The organism is Streptomyces sp. DI166, from assembly GCF_900091315.1.
Lineage (GTDB): Bacteria > Actinomycetota > Actinomycetes > Streptomycetales > Streptomycetaceae > Streptomyces > Streptomyces fuscus.
On the sequence record NZ_FLSP01000004.1, the window covers coordinates 126536 to 140950 of the forward strand.

The following is a 14415-nucleotide window of genomic DNA, read 5'->3' on the forward strand; positions in this document are numbered from 1 at the left end:
GCGATCAGTGGTGGCCGTGGCCGCTCGTGATCTCCTTGTACTCCTCGACGGTCGGCTTCGGAATCTGGGACTCCTCGCCGTAGTACGCCTTGCTGAGCTTGGCGCGCAGCTTCTCGGTGCCCTTCACCTTGCGCTCGACGCCGTTCTCGTCGACCGTCGGGCCGATCTCGACCGGCTTGTACTGCTCGTGCGCGGTGAGGGTGTGCAGCGCGTCCTGGCTGAGCGGCTCGTGCACCTCGATGAACTCACCGTGCGGCAGGCGCTTGATGATGCCGGACTCGCGTCCGTGCAGCACCTTGTCCTTGTCCCGGCGCTGCAGGCCGAGGCAGATCCGCTTGGTGACGATGAAGGCGACGACCGGGCCGACGAAGAACGCGATCCGGACGAACCAGGTGATGGCGTTGATCGACAGGTGGAAGTGGGTGGCCCACAGGTCGTTTCCACCACCGATCAGCAGGACCATGTACCAGGTGATCCAGGCGACACCGAAGGCCGTGCGGGTCGGGGCGTTGCGCGGGCGGTCCAGGATGTGGTGCTCGCGCTTGTCGCCGGTGACCCAGGACTCGATGAACGGGTAGACCGCGATCGCGACCAGGACCAGCGGGAAGATCATCAGCGGGATGAACACACCCAGGACGAGCGTGTGGCCCCAGAAGTTGATCTCCCAGCCCGGCATGACACGGATCAGGCCCTCGGAGAAGCCCATGTACCAGTCGGGCTGGGCGCCGGTGGACACCTGGTCCGGACGGTACGGGCCGAGCGCCCAGATGGGGTTGATCGTGGCGATCGCCGAGATGACCGCGATGACACCGAAGACCAGGAAGAAGAAGCCTCCGGCCTTGGCCATGTAGACCGGCAGCAGCGGCATGCCGACGACGTTCTTGTTCGTCTTGCCCGGACCCGCGTACTGCGTGTGCTTGTGGTAGACGACCAGGATCAGGTGGCCGACCACCAGACCGAGCATGATGCCCGGCAGCAGCAGGATGTGGACCGAGTAGAAGCGCGCCACGAAGTCGCCGCCCGGGAACTCCCCGCCGAACAGGAAGAACGCCAGGTAGGTACCGACGATCGGCACGGACAGGACCGCGCCCTCCATGAAGCGGACACCGGTGCCGGAGAGCAGGTCGTCCGGGAGCGAGTAACCGGTGAAGCCGGTGAACATGCCGAGGACGAACAGCAGGAAGCCGAAGACCCAGTTGATCTCGCGCGGCTTGCGGAACGCGCCGGTGAAGAAGACGCGCATCATGTGCACGAACATGCCCGCGAGGAAGATCAGCGCGGCCCAGTGGTGGATCTGCCGGATGAGCAGACCGCCACGGACGTCGAAGGAGATGTGCAGCGTGGAGCTGAACGCCTCCGACATCAGCTGGCCCTGCAGCGGGACGTAGCTGCCGTGGTACTCCACCTCGTTCATCGACGGGTGGAAGAACAGCGTCAGGTACACACCCGTGAGGATGATGATGATGAAGCTGTAGAGGCAGACCTCACCCAGCATGAACGACCAGTGGTCGGGGAAGATCTTGCGCATGTTGGCCTTGGCCAGGCCGTAGATGCCCAGCCGGCCGTCGGCCCAGTCGGCGACGCGCTCGCCGGCCGGCGCCTTCCCGCGTGCGCGGGACTCAGTGGTCTCTGTAGTGCTCATCCGCGCTCCCAGAAGGCAGGACCGACGGGCTCCTCGAAGTCGCCGAGCGCTTCGAGGTACCCCTCGTCGTTCACGCCGATGCGCAGCTGCGGCAGGGCGTGACCGGCGGGACCGAAGATCACTCGGGCACCGTCGGACAGGTCGAAGGTGGACTGGTGGCAGGGGCACAGGGCGTGGTGCGTCTGCTGCTCGTACAGGGAGATCGGGCAACCCACGTGGGTGCAGATCTTCGAGTACGCCACGATGCCCTCGTGCGACCACTCAAGCTCGCGCTTGTCCTTGATGTTGTCCGGCTGGATCCGGACGATCATCAGGGCGGCCTTGGCGATCTCCTTCTGGAAGTCGTGGTCGTGCTCCTCCAGGCCCTCCGGCTTGGCGAAGGTGAGGGAACCGACGACGACGTCCGAGGGACGCAGCGGCTCGTTGGTGTTCATGTTGACGAGCAGCTTGCCCTTGGACCACAGGGTGTGGCGGAGCTTGGTGCCGGGCAGCGGACCGAGGTCGCGCAGCAGGACGACACCGGAGAGCGGGAACAGGGCCAGCGCGCCGAACATCGTGTTGCGGATCAGCTTGCGACGGCCGAGCGCGGACTCCTTGGCGCCCTCCTTGAAGTCGGCCAGGACCTTGGCCTTGACCTCAGGGGCGGAGGCGACCGGGTGCCGCTCCTCGGCGACCTCGACGTCCGACATCAGCGTGCGGGCCCAGTGGACCGCGCCGGCGCCGATGCAGAACAGGGAGACGCCGAGCGTCATGCCGAGGGCGAAGTTCAGCGCGCTGATGTGACCCAGCGGCCAGATGTAGACCGACTGGTCGGCGTCGATCGCCACGTAGGAGGCGATGAAGCCGATGGTGGCCAGCATCGACACCGTGAACAGCAGGGCGACCGTGCGCTCGGACCGCTTGGCGGCCCGCTCGTCGATGTCCTGGATCCGGTGCTCGTGGGGCGGCAGACCGGGGTCCGCGAACGGGTCCTTGTCGTCCGCGACGCCTACCGCGCCGTGTGCGTCCTGCGCTGCGGGCAGGTTCTCTTCAGGAATGTCTTGGCTACTCATGACTTCTTGGCCTTTGCGGTCCGAGCGGCGACCCAGACGGCGACCGCGATCAGCGCGCCGAGTCCGAAGACCCAGGCGAACAGGCCCTCACTGACCGGACCGAGTCCGCCCAGCTCAAGACCACCGGGGCTCTCGGTGTCATCGCCGTTGACCGCGTCGAGGTAGGCGATGATGTCCTTCTTGTTCTGCTCCGACAGGATCGTGTCGGGGAAGGAGGGCATGTTCTGCGGGCCGGTCTGCATGGCCTCGTAGATGTGCTTCGGGTCGACACCCTCAAGGGACGGCGCGTACTTGCCGTGGGTCAGCGCGCCACCCTTGCCGGTGAAGTTGTGGCACTGCGCGCAGTTGGTGCGGAACAGGTCGCCACCCTTGGCGATGTCGGCACCCTCGGGGCCGTACTCCGCCTCGGTCGGAATGTTCGGACCGGCGCCCAGCGAGGCGATGTACGCCGCGAGCTGGTCGATCTCGGCCTGCGTGTAGACAACGTCCTTCCGCGGCACCTGGGCGCCCTGGGAGGTCGCCGCCGGCATACGGCCGGTGCCCACCTGGAAGTCCACGGCCGCGGCGCCGACGCCCACCAGGCTCGGGCCGTCGGAGGTGCCCTGACCGCCGGTTCCGTGGCAGCTGGCGCAGCCGACGGCGTAGAGCTTCTTACCCTCGTCGATGGCGAGAGACTGGGCGGTTTCATCGGCCTGCGCCTTGCCCGTGGGCGCGACAAAGGCGTACAGCCCCCCAGTGGCCGCCAGCGCGAGGAGTAGGACGACGACCGCCGCCAGCGGATGGCGTCGTCGTGCGGAGAGCTTTTTCACGGATTACCCCGGTGTCAGGATCTTCTGCGTCGATGCTTCTGGGATGTGCTGCTCGCGTGCCTGCTCGCAGCGCTCGGGACGGGCCCGGCTACTTGATCATGTAGATCGTGGCGAAGAGGCCGATCCAGACGACATCGACGAAGTGCCAGTAGTAGGACACGACGATGGCGGCGGTCGCCTGCTCATGAGTGAACCTCTTGGCCGCGTACGTACGGCCGAGGACCAGCAGGAAGGCGATGAGGCCACCCGTCACGTGCAGGCCGTGGAAGCCGGTGGTCAGGTAGAAGACCGAGCCGTACGGATCCGAGGAGAGCGAGAGGCCCTCGTGCTTCACCAGCTCGGTGTACTCGTAGACCTGGCCACCGATGAAGATCGCACCCATGACGAAGGTGACGATGAACCACATCCGGAGCTTCTTCACGTCACCGCGCTCGGCGGCGAACACGCCGAGCTGGCAGGTGAGGGAGGAGAGCACCAGGATCGTGGTGTTGGTAGCCGAGAAGGGGAAGTTCAGGAAGTCTGCCTTCTCCTTCCAGAACTCGGCTCCGGTCACCGATCGAAGGGTGAAGTACATCGCGAAGAGGGCCGCGAAGAACATCAGCTCGGAACTCAGCCAGATGATGGTTCCGACGCTGGTGAGGTTCGGCCGATTGACCGACGGGTGCGCGTGCCCGGTTTCTACTGTCGTTGCTGTCGCCACGACCGACATTATGTCGGTCGCTTATCCCGCCCTCACTCCGGGGGGTGCCGTTCGGAGTGTCTCCCTGCTCCATACCGGTGTTGACGTGGTGTTCAAGGGAGTAGCATCCGCCTCAACGGGCTTGTCCTTACGACGCTGACGTCACGGAGGAACCATGCGGCCGACCGCCACGGTGCTGGTCTACAGCGACGACTCCAACACCCGCGAGCAGGTGCGGCTGGCCACCGGCAGGCGGCCCGCTCCCGATGTACCGCTGGTCGAGTTCGTGGAGTGCGCGACCCCGGCCGCCGTGCTCAAGGAGCTGGACAAGGGCGGTATCGACGTCTGCGTCCTGGACGGCGAGGCCGTGCCCATGGGGGGCATGGGGATGTGCCGTCAGATCAAGGACGAGGTGTTCAACTGCCCGCCGGTGCTGCTGCTCATCGGGCGCCCGCAGGACGCCTGGCTGGCCACCTGGAGCCGCGCCGAGGCCGCGGTGACGCATCCGGTGGACCCGGTGGAGTTCGCCTCCGCCCTGGCCTCCCTGCTGCGCACCCAGCGGCTGCAGAGCGCCTAATACGGGCGGCCGGGGGCACTCAGACCGCCGCCGGCCGCAGTCTGGCCACCTGTTCCGGCTTCGGGGTCTCGGGGGTACCGCCCACCAGGGCGCTGCCCTTGCGCCACTTCTGCCAGTCGACGTTCCAGTCGCCGAAGCCGTTGCCGAACGGTTCCATGGTGTCGCCGTAGGAGTTGACCACCTTCACCAGGTCGCCCTCGCGCACGTTCTTGAAGAACCAGGCCGCGTTGCCGGTGCTCATGCCGGTGCAGCCGTGGCTGACGTTGGCGGCGCCCTGCGATCCGACGGACCACGGGGCGGCGTGCACGTACTCGCCGCTCCAGGTGACCCGGGTCGCGTAGTAGACCGGCAGGTCGTACGACTCCGCCGAGCCCTCCGCGATACCGATGCTGGTACCGCGCATCCGTACGAAGTACTCCTTGGCCAGCACCACCTTGACGCCGTTGCGGGTCTCGAAGCCCGGCTTGCCGGTGGTGACCGGGATGGAGTTGATCTCCTCGCCGTTGCGGTAGACCGTCATCCAGTGCGTGGCGGCGTCCGTGACGGCGACGATCTTGTCGCCGGTGGTGAGGCGCAGCGGCTTGGCCTTGCCGCCCCGGAGCCGGTCGCTGATCCGGACGCCGTCCAGTTCGCTGCGGACGCGGATGGTGGCGTGGGCCGGCCAGTACTCCTTGGGCCGGTAGTGGAGTTTCTTGTCGTCCACCCAGTGCCAGGTGCCCTCGACGGCGGGTACCGACTCGACCCTCAGGCCCCGTTCCACGACGGCGCGCTGGGCCCGGTCCTTGACCGGCTTGCTCAGTTCGGCGGTTATCGGCTGGCCCACGCCGTACGTGCCCGACTTGGGGCCGAAGGTGACCTTCAGCCGCTTCTTGGTGAGCGGCTTGCCGGTGTCGAAGGTGAGCAGGCGGCGGCCGGGGGCGCCGTCGTCGTCCTCGGTGGACACCCGGACCGTGTAACGGGCGTCGGCGGCCAGCGGGGAGGTGCTGTGCCACCGGCGGCCGTCGGCGGAGAGTTCGCCGCTGACGTGGCGTCCTGTGGCGTCCTTGGCGGTGACGTCCGTGATGCGTCCGTCCTCGGCGGTGACCTCCAGGGGCTTGTCCGGGTCGGCCTTCTTCCCGTCCTCGGTGGAGGCGTTGAAGGCGATCTGGTCCGCCGCGTCGTAGGGCGCGGCGGACAGCGGGTTGCCGTCGCCGCCGCACGCCGTGCCGCTCGCGCCGAGCGCGATCACCAGCAGCGTGCATCCGACGACGGTGCGGGTGCGCGGATGTGTGTTCATGGAGTTGACGCTAGGGAGCCGCGTCAAGGGCGGCGCGCCGGGCAATCCGTACGAGTGACCAAACGCGCGGCAAAAGGGGGAGCCCGGACCCTCCTGTCGGAGTGTCCGGGCTCCTGAGCGCTCGGCGCGTGTTACTGGGTGCGGTTCTCACCGCGGTAGTACTCGAAGACCCAGCCCCAGATACCGACCAGGATGAGCGGGGCCGAGAAGTACATCAGCCACCAGCCGATGGCGACCGAGAGGAACGCGAGCGCGCCACCCAGGGCCAGCGAGAGCGGCTGCCAGCTGTGCGGGCTGAAGAACCCGACCTCGCCGGCGTCGTCCGCCACATCGGCGTTCTTGTTGTCCTGGGCGCCCACGTCGACCCGCCGGGCGGTGAAGCCCAGGTAGAAGCCGACCATGATGCACAGGCCGAAGGCCAGGAAAAGGGCCGTCGTACCGGCCGGCTCCTTCGACCACACGCCATAGACGATCGCCATGGCGAGGACGAAGACGCTCAGCCAGATGAACATCCTGCCTTGGATCTTCACTTGCCGGCCTCCTTGCCGCCAGCCAGGGCCTTGTCACCGTGAGGGGCGTTCTCAAGCTGGTCGAGAGCGGCGATCTCAGGGTGGTGCAGGTCGAACGCCGGGGATTCGCTGCGGATCCGCGGCAGGGTGAGGAAGTTGTGCCGCGGGGGCGGGCACGAGGTGGCCCACTCCAGCGAACGGCCGTAGCCCCAGGGGTCGTCGACCTCGATCTTCTTGCCGTACTTGGCGGTCTTCCAGACGTTGTAGAAGAACGGCAGGAGCGACAGACCGAGGACGAAGGAACTGATCGTCGAGATCGTGTTCAGGGCGGTGAAGCCGTCGGCCGCGAGGTAGTCCGCGTAACGACGCGGCATGCCCTCGGCACCCAGCCAGTGCTGGACGAGGAAGGTGCCGTGGAAGCCGAAGAACAGCGTCCAGAACGTGATCTTGCCGAGCCGCTCGTCGAGCATCTTGCCGGTGAACTTCGGCCACCAGAAGTGGAAGCCGGAGAACATCGCGAACACCACGGTGCCGAAGACGACGTAGTGGAAGTGCGCCACCACGAAGTACGAGTCCGAGACGTGGAAGTCCATCGGCGGCGACGCCAGGATCACACCGGTCAGACCACCGAAGGTGAACGTGACCAGGAAGCCCGTCGCCCACAGCATCGGCGTCTCGAAGGACAGCGAGCCCTTCCACATCGTGCCGATCCAGTTGAAGAACTTCACGCCTGTCGGCACCGCGATCAGGAACGTCATGAAGGAGAAGAACGGCAGCAGCACACCGCCGGTGACGTACATGTGGTGCGCCCACACCGTGATCGACAGACCCGCGATCGAGATCGTCGCCGCGATCAGACCCATGTAGCCGAACATCGGCTTGCGGGAGAAGACCGGCACGACCTCGGAGATGATCCCGAAGAACGGCAGGGCGATGATGTACACCTCTGGATGCCCGAAGAACCAGAACAGGTGCTGCCACAACAGCGCGCCGCCGTTGGCGGAGTCGAAGACGTGGGCACCGAACTTGCGGTCCGCCTCCAGCGCGAACAGAGCCGCGGCCAGCACCGGGAAGGCCAGCAGGACCAGCACACCGGTCAGCAGCACGTTCCACGTGAAGATCGGCATCCGGAACATCGTCATGCCCGGGGCGCGCATGCAGATGATCGTGGTGATGAAGTTGACCGAGCCGAGGATCGTGCCGAAGCCGGAGAAGGCCAGACCCATGATCCACATGTCGGCGCCGATGCCCGGCGAGCGCACCGCGTTGGACAGCGGGCTGTAGGCGAACCAGCCGAAGTCCGCCGCGCCGTCCGGGGTGAGGAACCCGGCCACCGCGATGAGCGAGCCGAACAGGTACAGCCAGTAGGCGAACATGTTCAGCCGGGGGAACGCCACGTCGGGCGCGCCGATCTGCAGCGGCATGATCCAGTTCGCGAAACCGGCGAACAGCGGCGTCGCGAACATCAGCAGCATCACGGTGCCGTGCATCGTGAACGCCTGGTTGAACTGCTCGTTCGACATGATCTGCAGACCGGGCCGGGCGAGCTCGGCGCGCATGAAGAGCGCCATCACGCCACCGATCACGAAGAACACGAACGACGTGATGAGGTACAGCGTTCCGATCGTCTTGTGGTCAGTGGTCGTCAGCCACTTGACCACGACATTGCCGGGCTGCTTGCGCCTGACCGGCAGCTCGTCCGTGTAGTGGGACTCCGCCGCCGCGGCACCCTGGGGTTCGTTGAGGATGCTCACAGGTTGTTCGTCTCCCGGTTCTTCTCGTGGCTCGTCTGCGCGATGCCTGCGGGAACGTAACCGGTCTGCCCCTTCTTCACGAGGTCCTGAAGGTGCTGCTCGTACCGCTCCTGGGAGACGACCTTCACGTTGAACAGCATCCGGGAGTGGTCGACGCCGCAGAGCTCGGCGCACTTGCCCAGGAAGGTGCCCTCCTGGTTCGGGGTCACCTCGAAGGCGTTGGTGTGGCCGGGGATGACGTCCTGCTTCATCAGGAACGGCACCACCCAGAAGGAGTGGATGACGTCGCGCGAGGTGAGCACGAAGCGGACCCGCTTGCCCTCGGGCAGCCACAGGGTCGGACCCGGGTTGCCGGTCTGCGGGTTCTTGGTGCCCGGGATGCCGCAGTCGTAGACACCGCCGGCGTTGGCCGGGAAGTCCTTCTTGTAGCGGTCCGGGATCGCGTTCAGGTCCTTGGACTTGGTGGCGTCCCCGGTGGAACCTTCGACGTCCGCGATGTAGTTGAAGCACCAGCTCCACTGGAAGCCGACGACGTTGACGGTGACGTCGGGCTCGTCCTTGAGCTCAAGGAGCTTCGACTCGTCGCGGGCGGTGAAGTAGAAGAGCACCGAGACGATGATGAGCGGGACCACCGTGTACAGAGCCTCGATGGGCATGTTGTACCGGGTCTGCGGAGGCACCTCGACCTTGGTGCGGCTGCGCCGGTGGAAGATGGCGCTCCAGATGATCAGACCCCACACCAGCACGCCGACGGCGAGCGCGGCGGCCCAGGAGCCCTGCCACAGGGAGAGGATCCGCGGAGCCTCTTCCGTGGTCGGGGTGGGCATACCAAGGCGGGGGAAGTCCTTGTATGTGCAACCGGTGGCGGTCGCCAGGACCAGGCCCGCGGTCATTGCCTGCAGCAGCTTCCGCCGCATCGGGCGCCGCGGCGAGCGGTCGGAGCCGTTGGGACTCACGTAGCGCCTTCCCGAGAGTCTCGCCCGCGCGGTTCGGCTGCGGCCTGGCCTTCTCGCTGGTCGGTCGCCGCCCTGCGTCGGGCAGGGGTTTGGATGTTTATGCGGACCAAACCCTAGCCGACGCTCTTCGAGGGTTCGCAGGGAGGGGTGCCTAGTGGGTTGGGGGTTCGCTGGATTGGCCGCTGCGGGTTTGTTGTGGCTGGTCGCGCGGTTCCGTGCGCTCCCGCGGAGCTAGCGTGTTCATGTGTCCTATTTCGATGCTGCTTCCGGTGCCCCGCTCCATTCCGTCGCCCGTCAGGCGCTGTTGGCCTCCCTGGATGAGGGGTGGGCCGATCCCGCCCGGTTGTACCGGGAGGGGCGACGGGCCCGGATGCTGCTGGACGCGGCCCGGGAGGCCGCTGCCGAAGCCGTGGGGTGCCGTCCCGACGAGCTGAGTTTCACCACCTCGGGCACCCAGGCCGTGCATGCCGGGATCGCGGGCGTGTTGGCCGGGCGGCGGCGGGTGGGACGTCACCTCATCGTGTCAGCCGTTGAACATTCTTCCGTGCTCCATTCGGTCGAAATCCAGGAGCGGGAGGGCGGCTCGGTCACCCGGGTGACCGTCGACCGCTCGGGAGCCGTCGACCCGGCGGCGTACGCGGAGGCCCTGCGCCCGGACACCGCGCTGGCCTGTCTCCAGTCGGCCAACCACGAGGTGGGGACCGTGCAGCCGGTGGCCGAAGTGGCCGCGCTGTGCCGGGAGGCGGGGGTGCCGCTGCTGGTGGACGCGGCGCAGTCGCTGGGGTGGGGGCCGGTCGAGGGCGACTGGTCGGTGCTGGCGGCCAGTGCGCACAAGTGGGGCGGTCCGGCGGGGGTGGGACTGCTCGTGGTGCGCAAGGGGGTCCGGTTCGCTCCGCAAGGTCCGGTGGACGAGCGGGAGTTCGGGCGGGTCCCCGGGTTCGTGAATCTGCCGGGCATCGTGGCGGCGGCGGCCTCGCTGCGGGCGGTGCGGGCGGAGGCGGACCGGGAGGCGGCGCGGCTGCGGGAGCTGACGGAGCGGATCCGGGCGCGGGTGCCGGAACTGGTGCCGGATGTGGAGGTGGTGGGCGATCCGGAGCGGCGGCTGCCCGGGATCGTCACCTTCTCCTGTCTCTATGTCGATGGGGAGACATTGCTGCACGAGCTGGACCGGGCCGGTTTCTCCGTGTCGTCCGGATCGTCCTGTACGAGCAGCACGCTGACGCCCAGCCATGTGCTGAAGGCGATGGGGGTGCTCAGCGAGGGGAACGTCCGGGTGTCGCTGCCACTCGGGGCGCCCGAGGAGGACGTGGAGCGGTTCCTCGACGTACTGCCGGGGGCGGTGGCCGCGGTACGGGAGAAGCTGGGTGCCCCGGCCCCTCGTACCGCCGTCGAGGAGGACGCGCTGGTGGTGGACGCGCTGGGCAAGCGGTGCCCGATCCCGGTCATCGAGCTGGCGAAGGTCATCGGTGACGTGCCGGTCGGCGGTCTCGTCCGGGTGCTCTCCGACGACGAGGCGGCCCGGCTGGACATCCCGGCGTGGTGCGAGATGCGGGGGCAGGAGTACCTCGGGGAGGAACCGGCGGACCGAGGCACCGCGTACCTGGTCCGCCGGGTGAGCTGAGGCGCGGGTCAGCTCAGGTGACCCTGGACCTCGGCCGCGGCCTCGTCGCCGTACGCCTTGGTGAAGCGCTCCATGAAGTGGGCGCGGCGCAGCTGGTACTCCTGGGTGCCGACGGTCTCGATGACCAGGGTGGCGAGCATGCAGCCGACCTGCGCCGCGCGCTCCAGGGAGACACCCCACGCCAGGCCGGACAGGAAGCCGGCGCGGAAGGCGTCGCCGACGCCGGTGGGGTCGGCCTTGCGCTCCTCGTCGGGGCAGCCGACCTCGATGACGGGCTCGCCGACGCGCTCGATCCGCACACCGCGGGAGCCGAGGGTGGTGACGCGGTGGCCGACCTTGGCCAGGATCTCCTCGTCGCTCCAGCCGGTCTTGGTCTCGATCAGGCCCTTCTCGTACTCGTTGGAGAAGAGGTAGGTCGCCCCGTCGAGCAGTATCCGGATCTCGTCGCCGTCCATGCGGGCGATCTGCTGGGAGAAGTCCGCGGCGAAGGGGATGCCGCGGGTGCGGCACTCCTCGGTGTGGCGGAGCATCGCCTCGGGGTCGTCGGCGCCGATGAGGACCAGGTCGAGGCCGCCGACGCGGTCCGCGACGGTCTTCAGCTCGATCAGCCGGGCCTCGCTCATGGCGCCGGTGTAGAAGGAGCCGATCTGGTTGTGGTCGGCGTCGGTGGTGCACACGAAGCGGGCGGTGTGCAGGGTCTCGGAGATGCGCACCGACTCGGTGTCCACGCCGTGCCGGTCCAGCCAGGCGCGGTACTCGTCGAAGTCGAAGCCCGCGGCGCCGGCCAGGATCGGCCGGGTTCCGAGCTGTCCCATGCCGAAGGCGATGTTCGCGCCGACACCGCCCCGGCGTACGTCCAGGTTGTCGACCAGGAACGACAGCGAGACCGTGTGCAGCTGGTCCGCGACGAGCTGGTCGGCGAAGCGGCCGGGGAAGGTCATGAGGTGGTCGGTGGCGATGGAGCCGGTGACTGCGATGCGCACGGCTGGGATTCTCCTGCACTGCGGAGGCGGATTGACAGTTAACGCTACTAGGTTTCGGGCACCGCTCAGAAGCAGCCAAAACTACCTGATAGTAGATCTTTCTTGGCGGCCCGGACCGTGCTTACGGTTCCGCTATGACGAAACTCAAGGCTCCGCTTCCTGTCACGGCGGACACGGACGGCGATCTCGCGTCGCTGCGCGGCGACTGCGCCCGGATGGCTCCGCACTGGCACGCTCCCGACCGGGTCAACGCACACCCGGTCTCCCCCTCGCTGATCCACGGGGTGGAGGTGCCGAGCGCCTACGCGCGGCTGCTGGACGCCATGTCGGACTACGGCGACTGACCGGACCGCCCGACGGGAACCGCGGGCTCGTCTGTCGCGTCCCATCGACGTCCCCCGGAAAGGGGATGCGGGATACGACTCAAGGAGCGATGCGGTGAACACCGAGCGACCCGGGAACGACGACGCGGCCGAGCCCGACGCCGTCGGGGCCGAAGAGAAGACGGAGCCCGGTGAGGGCTCCGGTCCGGGGCGACGCCGGTCCCTGGTGGTCATCGCCTCCGTCGCCGCCGCCGTCCTGCTCGTCGGTGGCGGCGGGGCGTACCTCGCCGCCACCGCGGCCTCCTCGGACGGCTCCGGCGGCGGTACGTCCTCGGGCAAGCCCGGGGACACTCCCCCGCCGCTCGCCCTCGACGGGTACTCCGAGGAGTCCGGCGGCCCCGGGATCGCGCCCGGGGAGCCGAACCCGTACGGCAGCACCTTCCGGGCGGACGGTCCGCTTCCGAAGGGGCCCGGTTCGGCGCCGGTCCACTACGCCCGGGGCCAGGTCACCGAGGACGAGGTGGCCCGGCTGGCGAAGGCGCTCGGGGTGGACGGGAAGCCGGTGCTGAGCGGGCAGACCTGGCGGATCGGCGGCCAGGACGGCTCGGGGCCCTCGCTGCAGGTGAACCGGCAGGCGCCGGGGACCTGGACCTTCCAGCGGTACGCGCCGGGCACCGACAACTGCGAGGGCACCACGACGTGCGGCAAGAAGCCGAGCGGCGCGACCGCCGACCCGGTGGGCGAGGCGGCGGCGAAGAAGGCCGCGGCGCCGGTGCTGAAGGCGGTCGGGCAGGACGACGCCAAGGTGGACGCGAGCCAGGTCATGGGCGCCGAGCGGGTGGTGAACGCCGATCCGGTGGTCGGCGGGCTGCCCACCTACGGCTGGACGACCGGCATCCGTATCGGCGCGCAGGGTGACGTGGTCGGCGGCGGCGGGCAGCTGAAGGTGCCGGTCAAGGGCGACACGTATCCCGTGCTGAGCGCGGAGAAGACCCTGGAGCGGATGAACGAGGCGCCGGGGCAGGACCCCCGGTCGGGCATCGCCGGCTGCGCCAGCCCGGTGCCGCTGGAGGGCGAGGAGACCTGCGGGAAGCAGGACAAGCCCGGCAACCAGGAGACCATCGAGGTCGAGAAGGCCGTCTTCGGGCTCGCCGCGCACTACGTGGACGCCAAGCAGGCGCTGGTGCCGTCCTGGCTGTTCCAGGTGCGCGCGCCGGGCGCGCAGGACAGTTTCACGGTGACCCATCCGGCCGTGGACCCGAAGTTCCTGGCCTCGCCGGCATCGTCCGCCGGTCCCACCGAGCAGCCGAGCCCGCGGCCGACCGGCCCGGACTCGGGGCAGACCACGAGCAAGGTGGCCGTGCAGGGCTACACCGCCGAGGGCAAGGAGCTGACGGTGTACTTCACCGGCGGGGTCTGCGCCGACTACGACGTCAGCGTCAAGGAGAGCGGCGACAAGGTGACGGTCACGGTGACCGAGACCCCGTGGCCGGACAAGGTCTGCATCCTGATCGCCAAGGTCTACGACCGCACGGTCCGGCTCGACAAGCCGCTCGGCGACCGCGAGGTGGTGGACGCGGACGGCGCGAAGGTCCCGCAGGAGAAGCCGGGTGCCCGGCTGCCGGAGACCTCCGGGGCCCGGTAGGACACCTGGGAACACGACGAAGGCGGCGACCCCTCTCAAGGGGCCGCCGCCTTCGTCGTAGGTCCTTCTGAGCGGGACCGGAAGGGCTTAGCTGAACGAGTCGCCGCAGGCGCAGGAGCCGGTGGCGTTCGGGTTGTCGATCGTGAAGCCCTGCTTCTCGATGGTGTCGACGAAGTCGATGGTGGCGCCACCGAGGTAGGGGGCGCTCATGCGGTCGGTGACGACCTTCACGCCGCCGAAGTCCTTCTCCACGTCTCCGTCGAGGGAGCGCTCGTCGAAGAAGAGCTGGTAGCGCAGGCCGGAGCAGCCACCGGGCTGGACGGCGACACGCAGGGCGAGGTCGTCACGGCCTTCCTGGTCGAGCAGGGCCTTGACCTTGGACGCGGCGGCGTCGGTCAGGACGATGCCGTCGGTGACGGTGCTGGTCTCGTCCGATACGGACATCTACATCTCTCCCGGGTTGTACGGAGACTGCTTGCCGACGGTTGTAACCGGCGCGGCGGCGGATTCATTCCGGACCGGGCGCGTGTCTTACCGGTTCGTGCGGTTGCTTTCTCATGCTCGCACACGCGCCGGGGAGCGGAAAACG

Annotated in this window: 14 protein-coding genes; 4 read left to right on the top strand and 10 right to left on the bottom strand. The window is 68.2% G+C overall.

The window, feature by feature from the left end; all coding sequences use genetic code 11:
• Positions 1-4: 4 nt before the first annotated feature.
• The 4 genes from GA0115233_RS03630 to GA0115233_RS03645 all read right to left on the bottom strand — a co-directional run bounded on the left by GA0115233_RS03630 (position 5) and on the right by GA0115233_RS03645 (position 4212).
• Complete coding sequence (locus GA0115233_RS03630; protein WP_093718582.1) at positions 5-1642, bottom strand: cytochrome bc1 complex cytochrome b subunit; 1638 nt, start codon at positions 1640-1642, stop codon at positions 5-7.
• The gene (locus GA0115233_RS03635) at positions 1639-2694 is read right to left on the bottom strand and encodes a cytochrome bc1 complex Rieske iron-sulfur subunit (protein ID WP_093718583.1); all 1056 of its coding nucleotides are present in this window, start codon (positions 2692-2694) and stop codon (positions 1639-1641) included. Before GA0115233_RS03635 ends, GA0115233_RS03630 begins: the two co-directional genes overlap by 4 nt.
• A complete protein-coding gene (locus GA0115233_RS03640) occupies positions 2691-3503 on the bottom strand; it encodes a cytochrome bc1 complex diheme cytochrome c subunit (RefSeq protein ID WP_093718584.1) in 813 nt (270 codons plus the stop codon). The genes GA0115233_RS03635 and GA0115233_RS03640 overlap by 4 nt, the downstream gene beginning before the upstream one ends.
• Positions 3504-3591: 88 nt before the next feature.
• Positions 3592-4212 carry an aa3-type cytochrome oxidase subunit III gene (locus tag GA0115233_RS03645; protein WP_093718585.1) on the bottom strand — a complete coding sequence of 207 codons (621 nt, stop codon included), beginning with the start codon at positions 4210-4212 and terminating at the stop codon, positions 3592-3594.
• 145 nt (positions 4213-4357) lie between these two features.
• On the opposite strand from GA0115233_RS03645, the gene GA0115233_RS03650 reads away from it, so the two are divergent.
• Entirely contained in the window at positions 4358-4759 is a 402-nt protein-coding gene (locus tag GA0115233_RS03650) for a hypothetical protein (RefSeq protein WP_093718586.1), read from the top strand.
• Positions 4760-4778: 19 nt separating this feature from the next.
• Here GA0115233_RS03650 and GA0115233_RS03655 read toward each other — a convergent pair whose 3' ends face one another.
• From GA0115233_RS03655 to coxB, 4 genes are all read right to left on the bottom strand, one after another.
• Positions 4779-6035 (bottom strand): L,D-transpeptidase, encoded by a 1257-nt coding sequence (locus GA0115233_RS03655; RefSeq protein WP_093718587.1) that lies wholly within the window; start codon positions 6033-6035, stop codon positions 4779-4781.
• A 131-nt stretch (positions 6036-6166) separates the two neighbouring features.
• Positions 6167-6565 carry a cytochrome c oxidase subunit 4 gene (locus tag GA0115233_RS03660; protein ID WP_093718588.1) on the bottom strand — a complete coding sequence of 133 codons (399 nt, stop codon included), beginning with the start codon at positions 6563-6565 and terminating at the stop codon, positions 6167-6169.
• A complete protein-coding gene (gene ctaD / locus GA0115233_RS03665; RefSeq protein WP_093718589.1) occupies positions 6562-8298 on the bottom strand; it encodes an aa3-type cytochrome oxidase subunit I in 1737 nt (578 codons plus the stop codon). The genes GA0115233_RS03660 and ctaD overlap by 4 nt, the downstream gene beginning before the upstream one ends.
• Positions 8295-9254, bottom strand: coding sequence for an aa3-type cytochrome oxidase subunit II (gene coxB, locus GA0115233_RS03670; RefSeq protein WP_093718590.1), 960 nt, complete (start codon positions 9252-9254; stop codon positions 8295-8297). The genes ctaD and coxB overlap by 4 nt, the downstream gene beginning before the upstream one ends.
• Positions 9255-9498: 244 nt before the next feature.
• On the opposite strand from coxB, the gene GA0115233_RS03675 reads away from it, so the two are divergent.
• On the top strand, positions 9499-10875 hold the full coding sequence (locus GA0115233_RS03675; RefSeq protein WP_093718591.1) for a cysteine desulfurase/sulfurtransferase TusA family protein: 1377 nt from the start codon (positions 9499-9501) through the stop codon (positions 10873-10875).
• 8 nt (positions 10876-10883) lie between these two features.
• Here the strand turns inward: GA0115233_RS03675 and GA0115233_RS03680 are convergent, their stop codons facing one another.
• Complete coding sequence (locus tag GA0115233_RS03680; protein WP_093718592.1) at positions 10884-11858, bottom strand: carbohydrate kinase family protein; 975 nt, start codon at positions 11856-11858, stop codon at positions 10884-10886.
• Positions 11859-11992: 134 nt separating this feature from the next.
• On the opposite strand from GA0115233_RS03680, the gene GA0115233_RS03685 reads away from it, so the two are divergent.
• Complete coding sequence (locus tag GA0115233_RS03685) at positions 11993-12202, top strand: hypothetical protein (protein WP_093718593.1); 210 nt, start codon at positions 11993-11995, stop codon at positions 12200-12202.
• 94 nt (positions 12203-12296) lie between these two features.
• Positions 12297-13826, top strand: coding sequence for a hypothetical protein (locus GA0115233_RS03690; protein ID WP_093718594.1), 1530 nt, complete (start codon positions 12297-12299; stop codon positions 13824-13826).
• An 87-nt stretch (positions 13827-13913) separates the two neighbouring features.
• Here the strand turns inward: GA0115233_RS03690 and GA0115233_RS03695 are convergent, their stop codons facing one another.
• Positions 13914-14270 carry a HesB/IscA family protein gene (locus GA0115233_RS03695; protein WP_004001854.1) on the bottom strand — a complete coding sequence of 119 codons (357 nt, stop codon included), beginning with the start codon at positions 14268-14270 and terminating at the stop codon, positions 13914-13916.
• Positions 14271-14415 lie beyond the last annotated feature (145 nt).

Bases quoted from the DNA above. Each gene is read 5' to 3' on its own strand.
- GA0115233_RS03630 (WP_093718582.1), bottom strand. From the start codon at position 1,642: ATGAGCACTACAGAGACCACTGAGTCCCGCGCACGCGGGAAGGCGCCG.
- GA0115233_RS03635 (WP_093718583.1), bottom strand. From the start codon at position 2,694: ATGAGTAGCCAAGACATTCCTGAAGAGAACCTGCCCGCAGCGCAGGAC.
- GA0115233_RS03645 (WP_093718585.1), bottom strand. From the start codon at position 4,212: ATGTCGGTCGTGGCGACAGCAACGACAGTAGAAACCGGGCACGCGCAC.
- GA0115233_RS03650 (WP_093718586.1), top strand. From the start codon at position 4,358: ATGCGGCCGACCGCCACGGTGCTGGTCTACAGCGACGACTCCAACACC.
- GA0115233_RS03655 (WP_093718587.1), bottom strand. From the start codon at position 6,035: ATGAACACACATCCGCGCACCCGCACCGTCGTCGGATGCACGCTGCTG.
- GA0115233_RS03685 (WP_093718593.1), top strand. From the start codon at position 11,993: ATGACGAAACTCAAGGCTCCGCTTCCTGTCACGGCGGACACGGACGGC.
- GA0115233_RS03695 (WP_004001854.1), bottom strand. From the start codon at position 14,270: ATGTCCGTATCGGACGAGACCAGCACCGTCACCGACGGCATCGTCCTG.